Annotated in this window: 21 protein-coding genes and 1 pseudogene; 17 read left to right on the forward strand and 5 right to left on the reverse strand. The window is 38.4% G+C overall.

Annotation, left to right across the window (positions count from 1 at the left end; translation table 11 throughout):
* Positions 1 to 62: 62 nt before the first annotated feature.
* From HZ311_RS09605 to HZ311_RS09630, 7 genes and pseudogenes are all read left to right on the forward strand, one after another.
* Positions 63 to 914, forward strand: a complete 852-nt coding sequence (locus HZ311_RS09605; RefSeq protein WP_232092477.1) for a helix-turn-helix domain-containing protein — start codon at positions 63 to 65, stop codon at positions 912 to 914.
* A 122-nt stretch (positions 915 to 1036) separates the two neighbouring features.
* Positions 1037 to 1333, forward strand: a complete 297-nt coding sequence (locus tag HZ311_RS15775; RefSeq protein ID WP_232092478.1) for a hypothetical protein — start codon at positions 1037 to 1039, stop codon at positions 1331 to 1333.
* A gap of 49 nt (positions 1334 to 1382) precedes the next feature.
* The gene (locus HZ311_RS09610; protein ID WP_178946643.1) at positions 1383 to 2861 is read left to right on the forward strand and encodes a helix-turn-helix domain-containing protein; all 1479 of its coding nucleotides are present in this window, start codon (positions 1383 to 1385) and stop codon (positions 2859 to 2861) included.
* A 91-nt stretch (positions 2862 to 2952) separates the two neighbouring features.
* Positions 2953 to 3231, forward strand: a pseudogene (locus tag HZ311_RS09615) (DUF7006 family protein); the annotation flags it as partial.
* Between the two features lie 399 nt (positions 3232 to 3630).
* A complete protein-coding gene (locus HZ311_RS09620) occupies positions 3631 to 4368 on the forward strand; it encodes a trypsin-like serine peptidase (protein WP_137071957.1) in 738 nt (245 codons plus the stop codon).
* A gap of 252 nt (positions 4369 to 4620) precedes the next feature.
* Complete coding sequence (locus tag HZ311_RS09625; protein ID WP_071868074.1) at positions 4621 to 4821, forward strand: cold-shock protein; 201 nt, start codon at positions 4621 to 4623, stop codon at positions 4819 to 4821.
* 66 nt (positions 4822 to 4887) lie between these two features.
* Positions 4888 to 5103 carry a DUF2187 family protein gene (locus tag HZ311_RS09630; RefSeq protein ID WP_137071959.1) on the forward strand — a complete coding sequence of 72 codons (216 nt, stop codon included), beginning with the start codon at positions 4888 to 4890 and terminating at the stop codon, positions 5101 to 5103.
* A gap of 108 nt (positions 5104 to 5211) precedes the next feature.
* On the opposite strand, the gene HZ311_RS09635 is transcribed toward HZ311_RS09630, so the two are convergent.
* Positions 5212 to 5847 (reverse strand): recombinase family protein, encoded by a 636-nt coding sequence (locus HZ311_RS09635; RefSeq protein WP_175401321.1) that lies wholly within the window; start codon positions 5845 to 5847, stop codon positions 5212 to 5214.
* A 310-nt stretch (positions 5848 to 6157) separates the two neighbouring features.
* On the opposite strand from HZ311_RS09635, the gene HZ311_RS09640 reads away from it, so the two are divergent.
* The 5 genes from HZ311_RS09640 to HZ311_RS09660 all read left to right on the forward strand — a co-directional run bounded on the left by HZ311_RS09640 (position 6158) and on the right by HZ311_RS09660 (position 12045).
* The gene (locus HZ311_RS09640) at positions 6158 to 7777 is read left to right on the forward strand and encodes a glycoside hydrolase family 13 protein (protein ID WP_023519034.1); all 1620 of its coding nucleotides are present in this window, start codon (positions 6158 to 6160) and stop codon (positions 7775 to 7777) included.
* 1049 nt (positions 7778 to 8826) lie between these two features.
* Positions 8827 to 9261, forward strand: coding sequence for a MarR family winged helix-turn-helix transcriptional regulator (locus HZ311_RS09645; RefSeq protein ID WP_010736432.1), 435 nt, complete (start codon positions 8827 to 8829; stop codon positions 9259 to 9261).
* 96 nt (positions 9262 to 9357) lie between these two features.
* Positions 9358 to 10464 carry an NADH-dependent flavin oxidoreductase gene (locus HZ311_RS09650; RefSeq protein ID WP_023519035.1) on the forward strand — a complete coding sequence of 369 codons (1107 nt, stop codon included), beginning with the start codon at positions 9358 to 9360 and terminating at the stop codon, positions 10462 to 10464.
* 16 nt (positions 10465 to 10480) lie between these two features.
* Positions 10481 to 11158, forward strand: a complete 678-nt coding sequence (locus HZ311_RS09655) for a type 1 glutamine amidotransferase domain-containing protein (protein WP_023519036.1) — start codon at positions 10481 to 10483, stop codon at positions 11156 to 11158.
* Between the two features lie 26 nt (positions 11159 to 11184).
* On the forward strand, positions 11185 to 12045 hold the full coding sequence (locus tag HZ311_RS09660) for an aldo/keto reductase (RefSeq protein WP_034691665.1): 861 nt from the start codon (positions 11185 to 11187) through the stop codon (positions 12043 to 12045).
* A gap of 267 nt (positions 12046 to 12312) precedes the next feature.
* Here HZ311_RS09660 and HZ311_RS09665 read toward each other — a convergent pair whose 3' ends face one another.
* From HZ311_RS09665 to HZ311_RS09680, 4 genes are read right to left on the reverse strand one after another with little or no spacing between them, the layout of a single operon-like run.
* Entirely contained in the window at positions 12313 to 12837 is a 525-nt protein-coding gene (locus HZ311_RS09665) for a hypothetical protein (RefSeq protein WP_010736428.1), read from the reverse strand.
* Positions 12838 to 12853: 16 nt separating this feature from the next.
* Complete coding sequence (locus HZ311_RS09670) at positions 12854 to 14059, reverse strand: ABC transporter permease (protein ID WP_137071965.1); 1206 nt, start codon at positions 14057 to 14059, stop codon at positions 12854 to 12856.
* Positions 14056 to 14730: an ABC transporter ATP-binding protein gene (locus tag HZ311_RS09675; RefSeq protein WP_010736426.1), complete on the reverse strand. Its 675-nt coding sequence runs from the start codon at positions 14728 to 14730 to the stop codon at positions 14056 to 14058. The genes HZ311_RS09670 and HZ311_RS09675 overlap by 4 nt, the downstream gene beginning before the upstream one ends.
* Entirely contained in the window at positions 14714 to 15964 is a 1251-nt protein-coding gene (locus HZ311_RS09680; RefSeq protein WP_231867629.1) for an efflux RND transporter periplasmic adaptor subunit, read from the reverse strand. Before HZ311_RS09680 ends, HZ311_RS09675 begins: the two co-directional genes overlap by 17 nt.
* Before the next feature lie 176 nt (positions 15965 to 16140).
* Here HZ311_RS09680 and HZ311_RS09685 point away from each other — a divergent pair, with 176 nt between their 5' ends.
* The 5 genes from HZ311_RS09685 (at position 16141) to glpK (ending at position 22614) form a co-directional block, all read left to right on the forward strand.
* Positions 16141 to 17280, forward strand: a complete 1140-nt coding sequence (locus tag HZ311_RS09685) for a sensor histidine kinase (RefSeq protein ID WP_023519039.1) — start codon at positions 16141 to 16143, stop codon at positions 17278 to 17280.
* Between the two features lie 23 nt (positions 17281 to 17303).
* On the forward strand, positions 17304 to 17981 hold the full coding sequence (locus HZ311_RS09690) for a response regulator transcription factor (protein WP_010736423.1): 678 nt from the start codon (positions 17304 to 17306) through the stop codon (positions 17979 to 17981).
* Positions 17982 to 18256: 275 nt separating this feature from the next.
* Positions 18257 to 19555 (forward strand): NAD(P)/FAD-dependent oxidoreductase, encoded by a 1299-nt coding sequence (locus HZ311_RS09695; RefSeq protein WP_137071969.1) that lies wholly within the window; start codon positions 18257 to 18259, stop codon positions 19553 to 19555.
* Positions 19545 to 21005, forward strand: coding sequence for a helix-turn-helix domain-containing protein (locus tag HZ311_RS09700; RefSeq protein WP_062805749.1), 1461 nt, complete (start codon positions 19545 to 19547; stop codon positions 21003 to 21005). The genes HZ311_RS09695 and HZ311_RS09700 overlap by 11 nt, the downstream gene beginning before the upstream one ends.
* 112 nt (positions 21006 to 21117) lie before the next feature.
* A complete protein-coding gene (gene glpK, locus HZ311_RS09705; protein WP_023519042.1) occupies positions 21118 to 22614 on the forward strand; it encodes a glycerol kinase GlpK in 1497 nt (498 codons plus the stop codon).
* The last annotated feature ends 1 nt before the right edge of the window (position 22615 follow it).

Genomic DNA, 22615 nt, shown 5'->3' on the forward strand with positions numbered 1-22615 from the left:
TCACAAGAAAGAAAAGGGCTGCGGCTCTTTTCTTTTTCTTCATAGAAAGTACAGAAAAAAATATGCACATTTTATTTGATCATTTAGTCATGGCAGATAAGACGAAACGTTGGCTGCTCTTATTGGCGACGTTAGAAGAAGAGGAACATGTTACCGCACAAACCTTAGCTAAACAGACTGGGTTTGGGCGACGGACGATTATTGAGGATATAAAGGTGATCAAGGACTATTTTGGTGAGCGGATCCATTTGATCGGCGATGAGAAGGGCTATCACTTTTCCTTTCTGAACCCTAAAGGGTATTATGAGGAGAAACAAGCGTTACTAAATGAAGAGAAACTTTTTCTTTTTGTGGATCAATTGGCTGCGGGAAAGTGTTTAGACAATCAACAGTGGATGGCGTATCTTGATGTGTCGAGTGCAAGCTTCCAACGGATGAAACGGCAGCTTCAAACGTTATTAACGACCTACTATGGGATAAAAATTGAATCTAAAACCAATCAATTATGGGGCGAAGAAGCGGGGATTCGCCAATTCCTTTATGATTTTTATTTCACCTTACCATTGTATCCTAGGTTTCTTTCAGAACATATTCAGGACCTACATCAGGAGAAAGTGGCGATTCAAGACGGACCTTGGCACCTAGATCAAACCTTGTTTAATCAATGGCTGAAACTAGCTAAGCAACGAGTCGACCAAGGACATTGCTTACAAGAACAAGTGGCACATAAACAAGCCCAAACAACTCTAATCCAGGCTTTGGATCAACAGGTGAGTGTGTTTCTGCCAGGACCAGAAAAAGCTGCGTTGTTTCTTCTCTCGTTAGATGAGAGTCAATTTTTGAACCCTTTGACACAACAGGCATTTACCCGCACATTTTCACCTGCGAGTGAGTATGAGTTACCGAAGGTCTGACTTATGGTTTTTTCGAAACACTCCTTTTTTTAATGGAGGCCTTTTTCCAGCTACCTACACTTGAAGCACCAGAACAAGTGCCGTATGCAAACAGTGATAAACCGTCTCCTTTAGAAGTACTCATGAAACGTTTTTTAGCTGAGAAGAAAAAATATAGCCAGACGATTTATGTTTCCTATCAGCTAGTAGGACCACGTGCTTTGACACGATGGATCAAACAGGAAGTTGAAACGATTTTAAAAAAATCTGGCCTACAGGTGGTGGAAGCTGCCCAAATGAATCCACTGGGACTAGTACGTCATGTACAAATCGTGAATCAACCACAAGCTAGAAACGCTCGTGAAACGATTGAACTTCCCTATGTACCTAGCAAGGAGAAAATCGATGAAGTGCTCTCTGCATTTTCTGAGTCAAGATGAGTGAACGAGCATGAGAGGGAAATATTTGAAAAAGTGAGGGGGAAAAAAATTGCGTGAGTTTCAGATGGCGTTTATTACAAGCGCAGAGGTCAAGCGATGGATGCAGGTGTTAAGTGTGATGGAACAAGAACGGCGTTTTACGATTGGAGAGCTGAGTGAACGACTGGCTATTTCACAACGTACCTTGATAAAAGATATTCAAGCATTCAAAAACCATTTTGGCACAAGCATCGAATTACGTTCGAATTATAGTGGGTATTATTTTGAAGAACGAAATCGTAGGGACTACCAAGAGAAAAAAGAACAACTGTTGGAAAACGAAGTGTTATTTGAAATCGTGGGAAATGTTTTTTGGGGAAAAGATTTTACAGTGGCTGACTTGGCTCACCAGCACAGTTATGCAGAGAGTACTTTACGAAGGTTTTTATTAAGAATCCGACCGGTATTAGCTGAGTATGAGTTAACGTTGGCTTTTAACCCAGTCAATTTTTTAGGGGAAGAAGCCAATATCCGAAAGTTCTTTTTTGATTTTTATTATAGCAGTGAACAAACTCCGTATACAATCCGTCCGCCAGAAGACTTACATACGTTGGTCTTGAACGAACTGTCTGGCAAATTGGGAAAGTATGAATTGGGTACGGGAATCACGATTTCAGCCTTTTATTACCAGCTTTATATCGCAATGGTCCGAGTTCATCAAAACCATTTTATGTCCTTACCTGAATGGGTAAAAGTAAGCATTTATCAGGAAAAAGATTTTCAGTTGCTTTATTCTTTACAAGAAAGAATCAAAGATGAATACGAGATCTATCTATCAAAGGAAGAATTCGCTTGGATCCATTTATCGATTATTTCCAAACGGACGATCCATCGTGTGGACCAAGAACAAACTTTTAACCAACGATTCAACCGCTGGAAGGATCTTCAATTCATCGTGTCAGATTATCTTTCTGATCCTTTCTTTGAACAATGGGATACGGATACTTTAGAACCGTTTATGACCTCTTTTTTCATTTCGCGCTTGATGAATGAAGCAGTGAGTCCAGTGTTGAACAAAGAGCTAGAAGAAATCCATTGGATGGTAAAGAAAAGCGATAAACAGATTTATGAAGCCCATAAACAATTTCTCTTAAAACATGCCCGAGTACTCAGTTTTTCTGGTCAATATTTTGAAGATATCGTGGTGAGTTTTACGGCATATATGAACTTATTGTTCCACTATTACCAACCGGTCAAAAAAGTTTTATTTTTATTAGAAGGTGACTACTTAGTGGTTCAATCCATCCGAATGCAGGCACGTGTACTATTAGGGGAATATCATAAGCTGTTGTTTATGCCGCTTCAGGAATTGACGCCGGAACATTTAAATGATGCACACGTTGATTTGATTGTAACGAACTATCGACCGTACCTTTTGGATTACGCTCTTGACACGGATTATGTTCTTATGGGCAGTATTCCTACGGCGCAAGATTGGGCAAGAGTCAAGCATCAGTTGAATCCACTGATCGATCATGAAACATTTTAAAAGAAGGAAGGAAAAAACAATGCCTACATTTTTTACAAAAGAAGCGTATCTGGAGGGCTTTTAAAGTACCTTTGAAGAGGCAGAAAAACGAGCAAGTGAAGACCTAAAGGTCTATTTAAACACCCAGATCCAACGATTGGAAACCTTAGTAAGTCAGATCTGTCAGGAGAATTTTTGGAAACTATTGCCGGAGATCTTAGGAATCGATGCCAAGATGAGTCTAGTAGTAGATCTGATCGACTTTGATCACTGTTCAGATGTGGAAATCCTTCGAATCGTTGAAAGTGAATACTCCACCTACTTTAAAGAACTATGTGGGTACAATCGCAGTATGGACCCGAAACATTCCATGATTTTCAATGTAGTATGATGGATCGATTGCTTGTGGATTATATTCAAGAACTGGAAAAGCTGACTTAGATGAGGGTGAAGTGAATGGTTGTTTCTTCAAGACTCGTTTTTCAAATTTTTTTAATTTTGTAATATCAGTACCTAATATTTTCCTTTTGTTGAAAAATATAAAGCATTCTCAATGGCTATATTGATTATCGAAAACTATACGAAATCCTTACACAAAAAAATAGACGAAATATTACTCTATTTTATGTGCTTTATTTCACAATGTGTTATATATAAAATATAGGAGGATATTATTAGTTAAAAGTTGAAGCCTATATTATTTAAGGGAGATAAAAACTAAAACAGTTGCTTAGTATATTTGATCGGAAAAGATAGTAATTATAAAATATTTTTAAAGGAGAAAGTAGTTATGCAGAATAGAAAGTTTAGAATGTGGAACCTTTTGTTAATCCTATTTTTTATAAACTTTATCAGTTTAAGTCCTATTGTAAGAGCAGACGAAACCAATTTGCATATAAAAGCGATACTGCCTAATAATGATAGAACTCAAATAATAGATGCTTCAGTGGAACCTTATCAGTCAGTATGTTTTATTTATGTGAATAATGCTACTCAAGGATCTGGTGTGGTAGTAGGGAAAAATGCTATCCTGACTAACAGACACGTTGCAAATGCTGCAAATAATGGAGATCCCGCTAATATAAAAGTAAATGCAGCTCGAGTTTCTAATACTGAGTATAAAGGAACATTCTATGGAGAAGAAATCAAATATAGTCCAGATGGACAAGATTTAGCTATCGTTTATTTAAAACCTAATACAGAGGGACAGAATATCGGTGACGTTGTAACTCCAGCTAAATATATAAATAATCCCACTACTACAGTTGGAACACCTATCAGAGTTATTGGTTATCCAGGAGATAAACCATGGGCTACCATGTGGGAGAGCAAAGGCGTATCTACGACTGAAACAACGAATCGAATTTATTACAATGCTAGTACTTTTGGCGGGAATTCAGGATCACCAGTGTTCAATAATCAAAATGAAGTAATCGGAATTCATTTTGGTGCTGTTAGTGGTGAAAATATGGCCGTTCGCTTTAAACCAAGTATTTATGAATTCATTAGAGAAAATGTTGAACCTTAAAAAAATGTGATAAAAATATTTATTTACAAGATATTTTTTAAAGAGCCTATTCATTTTTTATTTCCAGAGCGTACAGAAAATGACCAAATTTTTATAAAATTAGTATACCACCCAGTTGTATGGTATACTGAATATAGTGATATACTTTGAAACGTATTAAGAGTGCTATGCTTCCATTTATACTCTCCTTTTGCTTATCAAATATTTATTGCAACAAAACGCATACGTAGTGATGCACAAGGAGGAAATAGTATGAATAATGGTACAGTAAAATGGTTTAATGCAGATAAAGGTTTTGGTTTTATCACCGGAGAGAATGGCCAAGATGTCTTTGCTCATTTTTCTGCGATTCAAGCAGATGGCTACAAGTCTCTTGATGAAGGTCAAGCAGTCACCTTTGATACTGAAGAAGGTCAACGTGGCATGCAAGCCGTTAACATTTGCACAGCATAAATGATTTGTTCAACCGTCTCAATTGCTTGAGACGGTTTTTTTAATACTTAAAAAGGGGAGATTATTATGAGTTTTGGAAAGTGGAAACCAATAGAATCATCTATCGAAGGCTTGGCTTTTAAAGAAAATCAACAGGTGTCATTTAAACATAACAAGAAACAAGTCATCGGAACCATCGTAACTCTGCTAAATAATTCGGCAGTTGTCACTTTAAGCATGGACAAAGTAACCGCTACTTCAGAAAAAACGGTGATCAATTACAAAAATTTAGTAGCTATCTGAATTAAGTGCTACCCGTTAAAAAAGGTACTATTAAATTCACCACAGCACTTCCTGATTTGAATAACTTAAATGCGTAGGCTCTTACTTTGGTAAGAGTTTTTTAATTGGTCAATGATTATTTATCTTTATATAGGCATTCTTATTGTTGATTTCATTTTTAATTCTATAAACTGTTTGTCTAGTAATATTGTAGTCTTTTGCAATCTTAGAAATAGCAACGCCATTCTCAAGATCCTCAACGATGCTTTTATAAACAAGGCGACGTTGGGGATCTTTTGTATCTGCGCTATATAACTTAGGACGTCCTTTGTAAACACCATTCGCTTTTGCAATCTTAATTCCTTGTGCCTGGCGTCGTTTGGATTCTTTACGTTCCTGTTCGGCAATCATGGCCAATATTTGAATGATTAAGTCTTTAATGAATTTATCCAGGAGTGGATCTCCAATTGCTTGCGCCATGATAGGTAGACTAGTAATGATCAGTCGGATGTTATTATTTTTTAGGTAATTAACTGAAGCAATAATTTCATCATAATCTCTCCCTAATCGATCAATTGCTTCTACAATAAAAGTATCTTGTTCACGTACAAAATCTAAAGCCTTTTGAAAAATTGGCCGTTCTGAAATTGTGGCTCCAGATTGTTTTTCAATAAAAATTTTTTCTGCTCCAAATTGTTTCATTTCTTCAATTTGGCGTTGTTCATTTTGATCAAGAGAAGAGACTCTAATATATGCAACTTTCAATTTTTTACCTACTTTCTTGAATCGTTTAAAATACACCCTAATCATACATTAGAAATCGAGATTTTTCAATGATTGGCTAATGTCTATTTAGGGTACACTCTAAACGGACATGTGGATAGCAAATTCTACTTATTTCAATCGATGGTTTCTGTTTTCAGGCATACTCCATGAATTGAAACTTTCCCCACGCGCTGTTTTATTTCTAAATCCTGGATTTTAATGTTATCGGTAACATGTTTCTGCCTGTTTACTCTTGCTTTTGTAAGCGTTACAATTCTTTGAGAATAGGACAAAACAAATGGAGGATCATATGGAGAAAAAATGGTGGCATCAATCAGTGGTATATCAAGTGTATCCACGTAGTTTTCAAGATACGAATGGAGATGGAATCGGTGATTTAAGAGGGATTATTTCAAGATTAGATTATTTAACCTATCTAGGAATCAATACGATCTGGCTTTCCCCAGTCTATGAATCCCCAAATGATGATAATGGTTATGACATCAGCGATTATGAAGCAATCATGGCTGAGTTTGGGACGATGGCTGAAATGGACGAACTGATTGAGGAAGCGAAGAAATCAGGCATCAAAATCATTTTGGATTTAGTCGTCAATCACACTTCTGATGAACATCCATGGTTTATCGAATCACGAAAAAGCAAAGACAATCCATATCGAGATTATTATATCTGGCGTGATCCAGTAAATGGTGATGTGCCTAATACATTACGTTCGATTTTTAGTGGACCTGCTTGGGAATTTGATGATGCGACTGGTCAATATTATTTGCATCTATACAGCAAGAAACAACCCGATTTGAATTGGGAGAATGAGCTAGTCAGACAAGAAGTCTATGACATGATGAATTTTTGGATCGATAAAGGAATTGGCGGGTTCCGCATGGATGTCATCGATACGATCGGCAAACTACCCGATCAAGAAATCACCAATAATGGACCTCGGCTTCACGAATACCTACAAGAAATGAATCAAGCAACCTTTGGCGACAAAGATTTGATGACGGTAGGTGAAACTTGGGGCGCAACGACAGAAATCGCGAAGCTTTATTCAGACCCTAAAAGAAATGAACTATCCATGATCTTCCAATTTGAACATATGAGTTTGGACCAACAAGAAGGTAAGGATAAATGGGATCTAAAAGCTTTAGATGTTTCTGAACTGAAAAAAGTTTTGTCAAAATGGCAGACAGCGTTAGGTGATGAAGGTTGGAACAGTTTGTTTTGGAATAATCATGATTTACCGAGAATTGTTTCACGTTGGGGGAATGATCAGGAATATCGTGTAGAAAGTGCAAAAATGTTTGCTATTTTACTACACATGATGAAAGGGACTCCTTATATTTATCAAGGGGAAGAACTAGGCATGACAAATGCGCCAATCCGGGAAATCTCAGAAGCAAAAGATATCGAAACGATCAATATGTATCACGAACGACTTGCAGCTGGCTATCATAAAGAAGAGATCTTGCAGTCTATCAATGCCAAAGGACGTGACAATGCACGTACACCAATGCAGTGGGATGAAACAGCACATGGTGGATTTACGACAGGAATGCCCTGGCTATCCGTCAATCCAAACTACAAAACCATCAACGCGGAACAAGCAGTCGCAGATTCCTCTTCGATTTTCTATACGTACAAACGCTTGATCGAGTTACGCAAACACAATGAGATCATCGTTTGGGGAGAATATGAATTGTTGACAGAAACGCCAGTTGAGGTCTTTGCTTATTATCGTACACTAAATGAAGAACGTTGGTTGATCGTCTGTAACTTATCCGAGCAAACACATGAATGGACTATTCCGCAAGAAGCAACGGAACTAATCATTGCCAACTATGATCGAGAAGTACCTGTAGGAGAAATCGAATTACGTCCTTATGAAGCATTTGTAGTGAAAATTGGGTGATGAGTGATAGAATTGCTCAGCTCCGAGAAATAAGTGTGAAGTATCGGAAATTTTTCTTTTCATTTTTTATATTTCACACTTATTTCTGGAACACCGTTCATTTGGTTTTAGGTGTGCAAGCTACCTAATGTCTCGAGCCTAGTGTTGTATTTTTTTTAGGCTTGGAGATATTGAATAAAAAGCTATGTTCTCTTCTTTATGATCAGTCAATGAAATCAAATGATAAAGGCTATGTTAACAAGAGATATAAGATGAAATTTATCAGGTTTATGATTATTGGTGCACGCTTGTATGTACGTTATACTTAGCAATAAAGAAGGGCGTGAATAGAGATGGAAACGAAGGCTCGTAATCATTTATATAGCTTGATTAGGCATGCTGTGGCAGACAATTAACCGGTTGAAATCATCCATTCTAAATGTGAAGAGGAAAGTGTAGTAATCATAAGTAAATCAGATTGGAATGCAATTCAGGAAACGCTCTATTTACAAAATACAGGGGTGCTCAATCAGATTAAGCAATACGAAGAGGAAGAAACGGAAGAGTTAGATGAGATTGATTGGGATACATTATAGAAATAAAAAAAATTACGAAAAAGATCTTACTAAACTTAAGGGAGCTGGGTTACATAAGCAGTTTGATGAATGACTCAAGGTCATTCTAAAGAATCCTTTTCAGTCACTGGCACCGTATGAAAAAACTAGTAGGAATTCGTATTACTCAATAAGAATCAACATTAAGCATAGACTAGTTTATAGTGTGGATATTTTGAGGGAAATAGTAACCATCCTTTCCGTCTGATCTCATTATGAGCGTGGGTTGTTTTTAAATGCGTGAACTGAATTGCTCATTGCATGCTATATGAATGTTTAGATACGACAATGGGGATTTGTCCTTAGTTGTTTTACACCTTCTAAAAACGAATAGATGCTTCTACATATCATTGTATTTTTATAGATGATCATTTGAACTACATATGAATGCTATTCTCCTCTTTGACAAATCAACTAAATCATACTATGATATGTACGCTAACAGGAGGTGTAAAAATGGGGAAATCAATTGAACGTTCGTTAGAAGAATGTCTTTTTTTTAGTGTGAAGAAGCTCGATCGAGTATTGAATAAATTAGCTGATGAAGCTTTCAAGAAAACGGGACTTGCACCTACTTATGGATTTATCTTACTGATTTTGAAAGAAAAAAACGGTATTCCTCAAAAAGATATCGCGCAGATGTTGTATTCAGCGCCTTCAACGATTGCACGTTTTGTAGAAAAGTTAGAATATAAAGGCTATGTCAAAACGGTTACAGAAGGACGGTTATCTTTGGTATTTTTAACTGATGAAGGTCGTGAATTTGTCAAAGAGATCGACAGTAGTTGGGATGAGTTGCACCACGCATATAAAGTTGTTTTAGGTGCTGCCGAGAGCGAGCGGCTTTCTCAAGAGCTGAATGAAGCGACCAATAAATTACAAAAAAAATAAAATTTTTTAAACATAACAGTTGCATGTACAACTAATCGTATGGTTAAATAAATACGAGAAAAAATAAGTGACATTCGTCATATTGGAGGAAGAAGAATGGCAAAATTCAATGAATCAATCACATTTCCATCAGGTAGTGAGCTGAAAAATCGGTTGATGCTATCACCAATGACTACAGAACTTAGCTTTTTTAATGGGGTAATCACAAAAGACGAGATCGAATACTATGCACAACGCTCAAAAGGATTAGGAGCAGTGATCACTGGTGCAGCAAATGTGCAAGACATCGGTAAAGGTTGGCCAGGGGAATTGAGTATCGCCCATGATGAAATGCTTCCTCGTCTAAGCGAGTTAGCACAAGCCATTCAAGGCGAAGGCGCCAAGGCAATCGTGCAGATCTTCCATGGCGGTCGTATGACAAGCCGTGCGACATTATCAGGAGAACAAACAGTATCTGCTAGTGCGATTCCGGCAGAACGTCCAGATGCCGAAACACCTCGGGCATTAAGTGATGAAGAAGTTAGTGAAACGATCCAAGCATTTGGAGAAGCAACACGCAGAGCCATTGAAGCAGGATTTGACGGAGTAGAATTACATGGTGCGAATACTTACTTGATCCAACAATTCTTTTCTCCTCATTCGAACCGTAGAGAAGACCAATGGGGTGGTTCTTTAGAGAAACGTTATCATTTTATTGAAGAATTATTGAAATCTGTCTTCCAAGCAGTTGAAACACACGCAACCAAACCATTTATTGTTGGCTATCGTTTTTCACCAGAAGAATTTGAAACACCAGGTATCCGTTTTGAAGAAACGATTTGGTTGATGGAACAATTACGTGAAACGAAATTAGACTATCTGCATGTTTCATTGAACACATATGATCGTGTGGCTCGTTCTGAGACCTACAACGAAAAATCAATTCTTGAATATGTCCACGAAGCGATTCAAGGGAAAATCCCGTTAGTAGGTGTCGGGAATGTCCGTAACCGCGAAGATGTCGAGTCTGTGTTAGCTCATGCGGAACTCGTAGCAGTAGGTCAACAAATGTTGGTAGATCCTGAATGGGCGGTCAAATTATTAGAAGGTCGAGATGCTGAATTTGTGACGAAACCTTTTTCTGAAGCATACAAAGACTTGTATTTACCAAGTCCGTTGTATAATTTTCTTAATCAACGCTATGGATCAACCATCAATATATAAGAAAGAAGCTGAAAAAATGAAAGTTTTGATTGTTTTGACAAATGTAGAAAAATACGACAGTATCGAGCGTCCAACAGGTTTATGGTTAAGTGAATTGACTCATTTTTATGATGTATTAGTCAAAAACAAGATCGAAGCTGATTTTGTTAGCCCGAATGGCGGATACGTACCATTGGAACCAAAAAGTATAGTAGATATGGACCAAGTGGATTGGACCTATTACCAAGATGAAGACTTTCGTAATCGTGCGTTAGGGCAAACGTTACGTCCGGATGAAGTGGACCCAACAGAGTATACAGCGATTTATTATGCCGGTGGACATGGAACGATGTGGGATTTCCCCGGATCAGAAAGATTAGCAGAGATTGGTTCTGCGATCTACAAAAATAATGGGATCGTATCAGCGGTTTGTCATGGTGTCGTAGGCTTATTACCTGTTGTTGATGAAAACGGACAGTCCATTTTAGCTGGACGTAAAGTGACTGGCTTTAGTAATGAAGAAGAGGAATTAAATGGAACAACGAATAACGTACCATTCCTGACCGAAGATTCATTGAAGGAAAAAGGGGCCGATTATCAGGCAGGGAAAGCTTTTACTGAAGTTGTTCATACAGATGGGCGTTTATTAACAGGACAAAACCCACAGTCTGCACATTTATTAGGAGAAAAAGTCGTTGCTGAATTGACGAAATAACGTGGAGTTTGGAGAGAAAATCAATGATGGAAACACGGACCTTGAACAACGGATTGACAATTCCTGTACTTGGATTTGGTGTCTTTCAAATCTGGGATCAAGAAGAATGTGAGCAAGTCGTTTTAGAAGCGCTGAATGCTGGCTATCGCCTGATTGATACTGCGGCTGTTTATTACAATGAAGAAGCCGTTGGTCGGGCAATCAAAAAAAGTGGGATTCCAAGAGAAGAGATCACTATTACAACCAAGTTATGGGTCACTGATGCTTCTTACGAGGGCGCATACAAAGCGTACGAACGTTCTTTACAAAAATTAGGGGTAGACTATATTGATATTTTCTTGATCCATCAGCCTTACAATGATTATTATGGCGCATGGCGTGTCATGGAAGAACTCTATGATGCAGGAAAAGTAAAGGCAATCGGAGTCTCTAATTTTTCAACCGGTCGTTTGACTGATTTGATTTTGAATCATCGGATCAAGCCAGTGATCAACCAAATCGAACAACATCCATACCGTCAACAAAAACAACAAAGAGAAACAGCCACTCATTTTGATGTCGTGACTGAAGCGTGGAGTCCCTTCAACCAAGGAAAAGATGGGATCTTTGATGAACTAGTTTTAAAGGAATTAGCTGAAAAATACCATAAAACTGTCCCACAAATCATCCTACGTTGGCAAACACAACTAGGGATCATCACGATCCCTAAGTCTGTCCATGTGGATCGTATGAAGCAAAATATCGCCATTTTTGATTTCCGATTAACAGAAGAAGAATTAAATTTGATTGAACAGCTCGATCAAGCACCAGAGTCGACCGGACCTCGTGAACATCGCACCTTAGTTGAAAATCTGCATAATATCTCCATTGATCAAGCAAAACAGTAAATGATATGCTGATGTGTAAAAAAAGAGAGCATAGAAGCTTGTAGTGTTTCTAAAAAGTAGTTCTTTAATACTTAGTGCGGGTAGAAAACAGTCTTGTTTTCTACCCGCATTTTTTTGTTGAAAAACTTAGAAAACTGGGATCATATCATTCTCTAAACAATTGGATAGGAACGAAGTATCAATCAAGATAGATTGGTGTGTGATTTTAAAGTATAAGGGTGGTACATTTAGTTTTTTCTTTTCTAATCAACCAGCTTTTCTAGCTATCTAATTGACTTGCATGACGATGACTTTGGTGGCAATAAAGGTATCGCCAACTTGTTGACCATAAAGATTGACGGATCTTTCAAGCTGTAAGTCTGCTCTTGAGCCTTCAACGATTCGAGAGTTTTGAGTTTGTGCATTATAAATAACGGCTGTAATCTCAGTCTCACTGGTAATAGTAAAGCTTAATTTTTCGTCAGAGGAGACTGCCATATCATAGATCTCATCATCTTCATTTTTTTGATAAAATTTTGTGATCTCTAGTTCAAATTGATCACCATTCATAGACACAAGAATCCCAGACTCATCTGCTTGATCAAGTAAATCATTAGCACGATCAAAATCTGTTTGCTCGTTGTTGTTTTGCTCATCATCGCCACTTTGACTCGTTTCGGTTTGTTTTTGCGGGGGAGTGATTTGTGCATTGGTGGGGACGTTGTCATTGTTCACCTGTGACTGGTTGGTGGTAGAACCACAGCCAGTCAATACTATCGCTAAGAAGAGAATGGATAACATTCTTTTTTTCATAAAAACACCTTCCTGTTTATTCATATCGTAATGCTTCGATTGGTTTTAATTTCGACGCTTTATAGGCGGGTAAATAACCAAAAATAGTACCGATCAGCATCGAAAAAGTAACACTGATCAAAATAGAAAGCAGAGATATCGTCAGTGGATACTCTAGCAGATTCAGGGCGACCAGACTGATGATCGTGCCTAAAATAATACCAATCAATCCACCAATTACTGATAAGACGATTGCTTCTGTCAGGAATTGTTGCAAAATCACTTTTCGTTTGGCGCCTAATGCCTTCTTTAAGCCAATCTCTCTAGTTCGCTCTGTCACGCTGACCAGCATCGTATTCATGACTCCAATCCCACCGACTAACAAGGAAATACTGGCAATTCCGCCCAATAAAATCATATTTGAACGATTGATATCATCAGTCATCTTCTTTACCTCATCATAATTTCGAATGGAAAAAACAAAATCTGATGGTGGGATGCTTTTTGTCAGTTCATGGCTAGCCTGAACGACAGCTGATTCTAACACTTCTGCATTCGTAGCCTGAAACAATACCGTTGGCTTTTGATTAAGTTTCCCTTCAACTAGACGTTGGCTATTTCTAGGAATGAAAACATATTTCCCTGAAAGTTGATCCGTTTCAGACTCTGCGATACCGATGATTCGAAAAGGTGTTCCATTAATCTCAATCAGTTGATTTAAAGGGTTGCGATACTGAAAAAAAATCTCTGCCAAGTCAGCTGTGATCAGAGCGACTTGTTTTTGTGATTGTAATTCGGTTTCAGTCATTGCTCTACCTTTAAGAATCTTATGAGGCATGATTTCAAAGAAACTTCCATCCATTCCTAATACTACGGCATCGGTCTGTCTCTCTCTTTGAAAGACCGGCAAATTAGCTTCATAGAATAAGCTGACATTCTTGGCATGATCGATAGTCAGTAATTTTTGGAGTTCACCATCTGATATCTGAGGAGAATAGTCAGGTAGCCGATCATTTCTACCATTTTCTCCGGCAAGAAAGGCACTTCTGGCGTCATATTCGATACGCATCGAATTAGTAGAACCGCCAATCATCTGCTTTTTCATATTTTCAGTATTTCCATTGATAATACTCACAATGGAAATGATTGAAGCAATCCCAACAATGATTCCTAACATCGTCAACAGGGAGCGTAAGCGATGCTGGTAAATCGATTGAATCGCTAACCGAATATTTTCTTTCATTCTTTGACCTCCTCAACAATCAAACCATCTTTTAAAAGAATTTGACGTTTGGCATAGTCAGCAACCTCTTGTTCATGTGTAATCAACACAACTGTCTTTCCCATATCATTTAGATTTGCGAATAGGGACATGATTTCATGACTATTGGCTGTGTCTAAGGAGCCGGTCGGTTCATCAGCTAAAATCACATTTGCCTCTCCAACCAGTGCCCGAGCAATGGCTACCCGCTGTTTTTGACCACCAGATAATTGATTGATCCTAAAATCGATTCGGTCAGCCAAACCGACACTTTCTAAGGCATGAATAGCACGACGTGTTCGTTCCTCTTGCATGACACCGGCATACAAAAGTGGTAAAGCAACATTTTGTAAAACGGACAATTTTGGCAATAGTTCAAAATTTTGAAAAACAAAACCAATTTTTTGATTGCGAATCTCAGAAAGATCGTCTTCGTCCATTTGACTGGTTATCTTGCCATCAATTAGATAGCTTCCTTTTGTCGGTGTATCTAAGCAGCCGATAATATTCATCAAGGTTGATTTGCCCGAACCTGATCGTCCCATGATAGAAACAAACTCCCCATTGTCAATTGTTAGATTGATTTTATTCAAGACATGGATTTCACCAAGCCCTTGTTGGAACGTTTTACAGACATCAATTAGTTGGATCATTTGTTCTCACATCCATTCCTACTTTGACATCATTTGTGGGAAAGACAAGCTCGCTGTCCAAGTCTAGCTCACTTTCTAGCAAATATATTGCTTCATCCATTTCATCTTCGAACAACTCTACTTGTTTTTTGCTGATTTTATGATTTTCAACAACATAAATGAAAGGCTTGTCTTCTTCATAGAAAACGAATGATTTTGGCAGCTTGATTTCTGTTTGGTTTTCTTCGATCAGTTCCACGAAACAATGAGTACCAATGCTTGGTGGGGTTTCACTTTTATCCAAAGCAACTTCAAAGCTGAATTGAGATAAATTTGGGTTTGCACCTTGTTCTTCCACAACTACTGAAGGTTCTTTCATATCACCAACTCGTGTGATCTGTCCAGTCCATTGCTGACTACCGCCATTACGATCCTTTAGTTGAACTTTTTGTCCCGGTTCCAGCTGACTGCGACGGAATTCATCTACGGTCCCTTTTAAAAACAGCCGGCTTGTGTCGACGATAGTCATGAAAGGGGACTCTGGGGCTGCTTCACTCGCATTCATATTCATTTGTCGTTCATCAATATCTTTGACGATTCCGTCAATACCAGCCTCCACGACATCTGAACCATGTTGTTCTTTGACGGAGTTCAACTCCAATTCTGCTCGTTCTAGTTCTAAGGTTGCATCGCCTATACTATTCTCTGAATTTTGAGCTTCCATCAATAGTTGACTTTGTTGCATTTCTAATTCATTTTTGCGGTCTTCTAGCGCTTCTTTATCTTCATCCTTTGCGGTAGTTATTTTTTGTTTGGTCTCTTCCAATTGAGTAGTTACCTTGTTGTATTGTTCCCATTTCTGGTTTGTTTGTCGCTGGGCTTGTTCTACTGCACTCCTACGGTTTGCAGTGGTTTGCTCTGCTTCCTTAATAGCTAAAGATCCTTCAGGGTTAGAATAGACAAACAGCGCTTGTCCGGCTTTCACTTGATCTCCCGTCGCAACCTTTTTTTCGACGACTGAGCCTCGCCCGCTATCTACCTTCACTTCAATGGTTCTCGCCGGTTCAATGACCCCCACCAAGTGAAAGTCATTTCTAGGTTGCAGATCTTGTAAAGATACACGCGTGATAGCTGGGGCTTCTCGGCGATCAAGCCTTAAAGCACTTGCCCCAGCTGTACTGCCGATAACCAGTAGAGCACCAGTGACCATGATGGCTTTTTTAAAATTTTTTTTATGTTTTCTCAAACCTCTCACCTTCCTCATTGGTTAATTGGATGACTACCTTTATTTAAGCACTTCACCTACAAACGTTTTGAATGATTCTCTTAATATATTCTGAAGATTTCTTAAGAGATATTCTCTATTCGTTGTATCCTCGCTTTGTTATAATCAAGAATGAATGAAGACTATTTATTTGAAAGGAACTTTTCATGCATATTAAACATCCTCGCTTTGTTTTTTCCTTTTTAGGCATCTGCTTATTATTAGGAATCGTTTGGCTAATAAAGGAGACAAGAATCATTCACATGGTCATCGACGATTTTTTTTCAAAATTTGTCATGCAAGAAGTTGTTGGAACGAGTGACGGGGAAGGGGGGACGATTATTGGAAATTTTGTTGATTGGACGATGATCAAGCAACTCCTATTAGCATTCTCTCTCTTTCTTATTTTTATCGTTTTCTTAATCAACTATTTTATCTATCGCTACTACTCAAGAAAAAAGATTACACAAATCGCTGAAGGCATTCAGCCTTTTTTCTCTGGGTCTACGGAAGCTTCGACTAGAAGTATGCCAATCGATAATGAATTGTTAAAAATAAAAAATACGATGAACCGAAATGAAACCCTCCTAAAGGAAGAAACCCAACGAACAAAGGACTTGATCACTTATTTGGCTCACGACTTGAAGACACCTTTAGCCTCCGTGATCGGCTACCTCAACTTATTATTGGATACAAAGAACTTAACGAACGAACAAATGGCTCAGTCTCTGACTATCGCTCTTGAAAAGTCTGAACGGTTGGAAACACTGATGAATGAATTTTTCGATATTACTCGATTCAATCTTCAAGATATCCAATTGTTTAAACGAGAACTTGATTTTGTGTTCTTATTAAAACAAATCCAGGAAGAATTTTACCCGTTGTTGAAAGAAAAAGGACAAGAGGTTCGTTATATCGGACCGGAAAGCTTGAAAATTGAAGCTGATAGTGAACAGTTAGCCAGAGTATTGAATAATCTATTGAAAAATGCGATCGCCTACGCACCTGAACATACAATGATCACAATGGAACTATCGGTTTCTGAGCATCAAGCAACCTTTATTCTTGCCAATCAAAGTGAGCTCATCGAACAAGAGCAGCTGGAAGCATTATTTGAAAAGTTTTATCGCCTTGATCAAGCCCGTTCAACAAAAACCGGCGGTGCGGGACTAGGTCTAGCGATCGCCAAAGAAATCATTCTGGCTCATCAAGGAACCATTCAAGCTGCCAGCAAAAATAATGAAATCCAGATGTTTGTTACTTTGCCTTTGGGTAATACAAAAATGAAGGTATCAGAAAGCAACTAAGTTGAAAAGGACGGTCGATACGATTGGAAAAAATACTTTTAGTTGAAGATGAAAAAGAAATTTCAGACCTAATTCTCTTTTATTTGCAGAACGAGAATTTTTTAGTAACGACTTGCTCTGATGGGAAATCTGCTCAAACACAAATTGAACAAAATACATTTTCACTGGCAATTCTTGACGTGATGCTACCGGACATCTCTGGGTTCGAACTTTGTAAAGAAATCCGAAAAAATCATAAATATCCGATCATCATGTTGACCGCAAAAACCGAGGAAATCGATAAGATCACAGGATTGACGATTGGCGCAGACGATTATATTACGAAGCCCTTTCGCCCTTTAGAAGTAATTGCCCGAGTGAAGGCCCAGATTCGGCGATCCACTCAGTACAATGGATTTGATAAACACAAATTGATCGTTAAAGATTTGGTATTAGATGTTGATAAACGAAAATGTTTTTTACAGGAAGAGGAGCTTTTTCTGACACCAATCGAATTTTCCATCTTAAAATTATTGATGGAACGCCAGGGACAAGTCATCAGCTCTGAAGAAATGTTTCATGAAATTTGGGGCGAAAAATATTATACTTCCTCCAATAATACCATCATGGTCCACATTCGAAATTTAAGAGAAAAAATGCATGACACGCACAAGCAGTCTTCCTATATTAAAACGGTTTGGGGCATTGGCTATAAAATTTAAAGCTAAGATCAGAAAGCGTGGCATAAGTCAGGCAGTGTATACGCACAAAAACACAAGGGACATTCGAAAACCAACAAATTTCGAGTGCTCCTTGTGTTTTTATCTTCGATGTTTCAACTAATTTTTTTCGTTCTTCTAGTTCAATAGCGTGGCTTAGTGAAAGGGATTATCTGCTTATTTCCAGCGAGCGTCCACCACGATACCCTTTACTGATTGAAACGTTTTCTAAGAAATGATACTCTAAGGATAACAGATGAAAAAGAGGAGAATAACATATGAGGATCGTAATCGTCGGTGGCTCATTTGCGGGCATTCAGACAGCTATTTCTTTGCGCAACGACTGTCCAGAAAGTGAGATAATCATTATTGAGAAGCAAGCGCGGATAGGTTTTATCCCGAATAGTGTCAATTTGATTTTAAAAGGGGAATTTCATGAAGAAGCCCATCATTATTGGATCACTAAAGAGCAATTGACTCAAGAACATCAGATAGCAGTACGGGTAGAAACAGAAGTGACTGCGCTAAACAGCGATAAAAACCAAATCCAATTAAATGATGGGGAAATATTGTCTTTCGATTTTCTTGTGATTGCGACAGGCTCACAACAACGCTTCCGTTTTAGTACACAAGAAAACGACACGATTTGGACAATCAAAGATCCTAAAACTTCGCAACAATTCCAACAACGTATTGGAAATGCAAAAAAAATCGCAGTGGTCGGTGCAGGGCAAGTTGGCTTGGAACTCATCGAAGGATTAGTGAACCTGGGAAAAGAACTTCATCTGTACGAAAGCCAATCGACAGTTTTATTCCGATATTTTGATCCAGAGATGATCAAGCCGTTGTATCGCGAGCTGAACAATCGAGGTATTCGATATTTCTTAAATGAACAAGTACAAGAAATCATTGAAGCAGAACAAACAAAGATCTTCACGGAAAAAAGAAGTGAGACGTATGATTTAGTCTTGTTAGCAAATTACACCCGACCAGATAATCAATTATGGGAAGAATCCTTGCGATTGAATGATGATGGGACGATCTGGGTAAATGACTACCTGCAAACATCCCAGGAAAATATTTATGCTATTGGCGATGCCATCCAAGTAACCTATCGACCAACGCAAGAAAAGATGTACGTGTCTTTAGTCAACAATGCGATTCGAACGGCGAAGATCGCCAGTAAAAATATCAGTGGGCAACAAAAGAAGGATTTAGGTACGTATCGTCCAATCGGTAATCACTGGTTCGGACATTATTTTGGGAGTGTCGGTTTAACAGAAAGCGAAAGTATCTTTTATGCTGGGGAAATCAACACACAATATTTAACCACCAGAGCTTCTGCTGCGAATCAGGAGTTGATCCAAATAAAAGTGCTATTGACGGAAGAAGGAAAACTGATTGGCGCGCAATGTCATAGCCAAGCAGTTATTTTCTATCTTTTAGACCGACTGACTTTAGCAGTTGAGGAAGGATGGACACTCGCAGACCTGGAAGCGCGCGAATTCTTCTTTCAACCAGAGTATCGAGCGCCAACAGCTCTTGTAAAGGTGGTTGATTCTTTCGATGAAGATTGAAGAATTTTTAGAAAAAAAAGAGCAAATCCAAATTGAGATTTTACGAATGCTTGTATTAGAAGGTGGTTCCGCTTCAATCAATGAGTTGCGCTCCTCTGTGAAATTATCAAAATCTGCCTTCGACCAATATATCGAAGACCTTGAATTGATCGGTCGTATGATGAAAACAAAGATTTCTGTCCGAAAAAATGAATTTCAAGTCGTCCTTGAATTAGATGAGCATACGAGTTTAGAAAAAATCATGCTTTTTTTGGTACAACAAAGCGTGAAATATCAGATCTTGACGTATCTTCTTGAACACCAACAAGCTTCAAGTGTTCGTTTGGCAACAGCTTTTACGATCAGTGAATCCTCTGTCTTTAGGAAAACCAAAGAATTGAATCAGCTATTGAAAGAGTTCTCTCTACAGATAAAGAATGGACAAATCCAAGGAGAAGAGCTCCAGATCCGTTATTTTTATTATTCCTTATTTCAATTTTTCCCAGAGTCACAAAGACCACAGTATTTACAAGATACTCCAGATAAGCGTCCGTTGATAGTAGGATTGGCGCATGTGTTGAATACAACTTTTTCCCCACAATCATCGACAAAAATTGCGACATGGATCGGTATTACACGGAAAAGGTTACTGTCAGATAAGATGAAGTTTTCTAGTACAAAAGAGAAAAAAGAAATATACCAAGAGGATCAACTGTACCAGACCATCCATCCGGTGATTTCCTTATATCTTAGTCGAACAGCAGCTGATGTTACGGCGTATGAGTCGATGATGTTTTATAGTTTTCTCGTTACTTTCTCGGTACTGGAGGAAGAGACATTTTATCAATACGAGTTGACTCGTAGCAAAAAGTTACCTACAGCGGTGTTGGATACGTATATTCGAGAAACCATGCTGTGGCATTATCGACCAAGGCGTCTAAAAATCAAGGAAGAGAAAACAATTGGGTATCACTTGGCACAAATCAATAATGAGTTATACTTTTTTTCTGGCTATTTAACCATCTATGATCCGCCACACTTACTCATCCAACAACAACGGATGTTGGGTGATTCGTTGACTCAATTACTTGAACGATTGAAAAAAACGACAGTCGAACAGCTTCCTATGAAAAAATTGACCAATCAAGTTTTGGATAATCTGATGAGTCAATACGCGAATATTTTGATGATGATCGATTTCTATATTGAAAAATCTGTGGTTATTGGCATTGATCTACAATCATTACCGATCTATCGGGTTGCTTTCCAACAGTTCTTGATTCGAGAGTTAAAGGGGATCAGCGGGATCGTGATCGAAGAAGTCCAACCAGAAAAAAGTTATGATTTTGTGATCACCTTCAATCAGGATAAAAAAGGTCAAGAGTACTATTATCTATCGGAGTTTGCTTCAAGTTATGATATTTTAAGGTTAAAGCAAAAAATCGAGCAAGAAAAAAAAGCCAAAAATTAAAAAACTGTCAAAAAAAAAGTGAATTGCTATTTTTTTGGCAGTTTCTACTCCTTAAATAGGTGTACCATAAAAGTAGTTAAAGAAAGCGTTTGCAAAAATGGAGGAGATCATAATGACAGAATCAACGTATATCATGGCGATTGACCAAGGGACAACAAGCTCACGAGCGATTATCTTTGATAAAAAAGGAAGACACATCGGTAGTTCGCAAAAGGAATTCACACAATATTTTCCCCGGGAAAGCTGGGTAGAACATGATGCGAATGAAATCTGGAACTCCGTACAATCAGTTATCGCAGGTGCGTTTATTGAATCTGGTATCAAGCCAACACAAATCGCCGGTATTGGTATCACGAATCAACGTGAAACAACAGTGATTTGGGAAAAAGATACAGGACGTCCGATTTATCATGCTGTAGTTTGGCAATCGCGTCAATCAGCTGGTATTGCTAACAAATTAAAAGAAGACGGACACCAAGAGTTTTTCCATGAAAAAACTGGTTTAGTCATTGATGCGTATTTCTCTGCTACTAAGATTCGCTGGATCTTAGACCATGTAGAAGGTGCACAAGAGCGAGCAGAAAAAGGCGAGTTGATGTTTGGAACGATCGATTCTTGGCTTGTTTGGAAATTGACAGATGGGCAAGCACATGTAACCGATTACTCGAATGCGAGTCGTACAATGTTGTTCAATATCCATGAATTGGATTGGGATCAAGAAATCTTAGATCTACTGAATATTCCACGAGTGATGTTACCGAAAGTAACCTCAAATTCAGAGATTTACGGTTATACACAAGGGTACCACTTCTATGGTAGTGAAGCACCGATTTCTGGGATGGCAGGAGACCAACAAGCGGCCTTATTCGGTCAAATGGCTTTTGAGCCAGGAATGGTCAAAAATACGTATGGTACAGGTTCATTTATTGTGATGAACACAGGTGAAAAACCACAATTATCTAAAAACAATCTGTTGACGACGATTGGTTACGGAATAAATGGAAAGGTTTACTATGCGCTAGAAGGGAGTATCTTCGTTGCCGGTTCTTCCATCCAATGGTTGCGTGACGGTCTGCAAATGCTACAAAAAGCGAGTGATTCAGAAGATGCAGCGAAGCGTTCAACTAGTGATGACGAAGTTTACGTTGTACCTGCTTTTGTTGGACTTGGCGCTCCTTACTGGGATCAAGCAGCACGTGGTTCTATGTTTGGTCTTACTCGAGGAACAACGAAAGAGGATATCATCAAGGCGACATTACAATCCATTGCCTACCAAGTTCGAGATATCATCGATACGATGCAAGATGATACCGGCATCCAGATTCCTGTGTTAAAAGTTGATGGAGGTGCAGCCAATAATGAATACTTGATGCAGTTCCAAACAGATATCTTGAATGTACCGATCCAACGTGCCGGTAACTTGGAGACCACTGCATTAGGTGCTGCCTTTCTTGCAGGATTAGCCGTTGGTTACTGGAAAGATACGGATGAAATTCGTGAGTTTTATGAAGCTGGTAAAATCTTCGAGGCGGAAATGCCAGAAGAGCGTAGAGAAAAACTTTACACTGGTTGGAAAAAAGCAGTGAAAGCAACTCAAGCATTTGAGTAAA

The organism is Enterococcus mundtii, assembly GCF_013394305.1.
GTDB classification, from domain to species: Bacteria; Bacillota; Bacilli; order Lactobacillales; family Enterococcaceae; genus Enterococcus_B; species Enterococcus_B pernyi.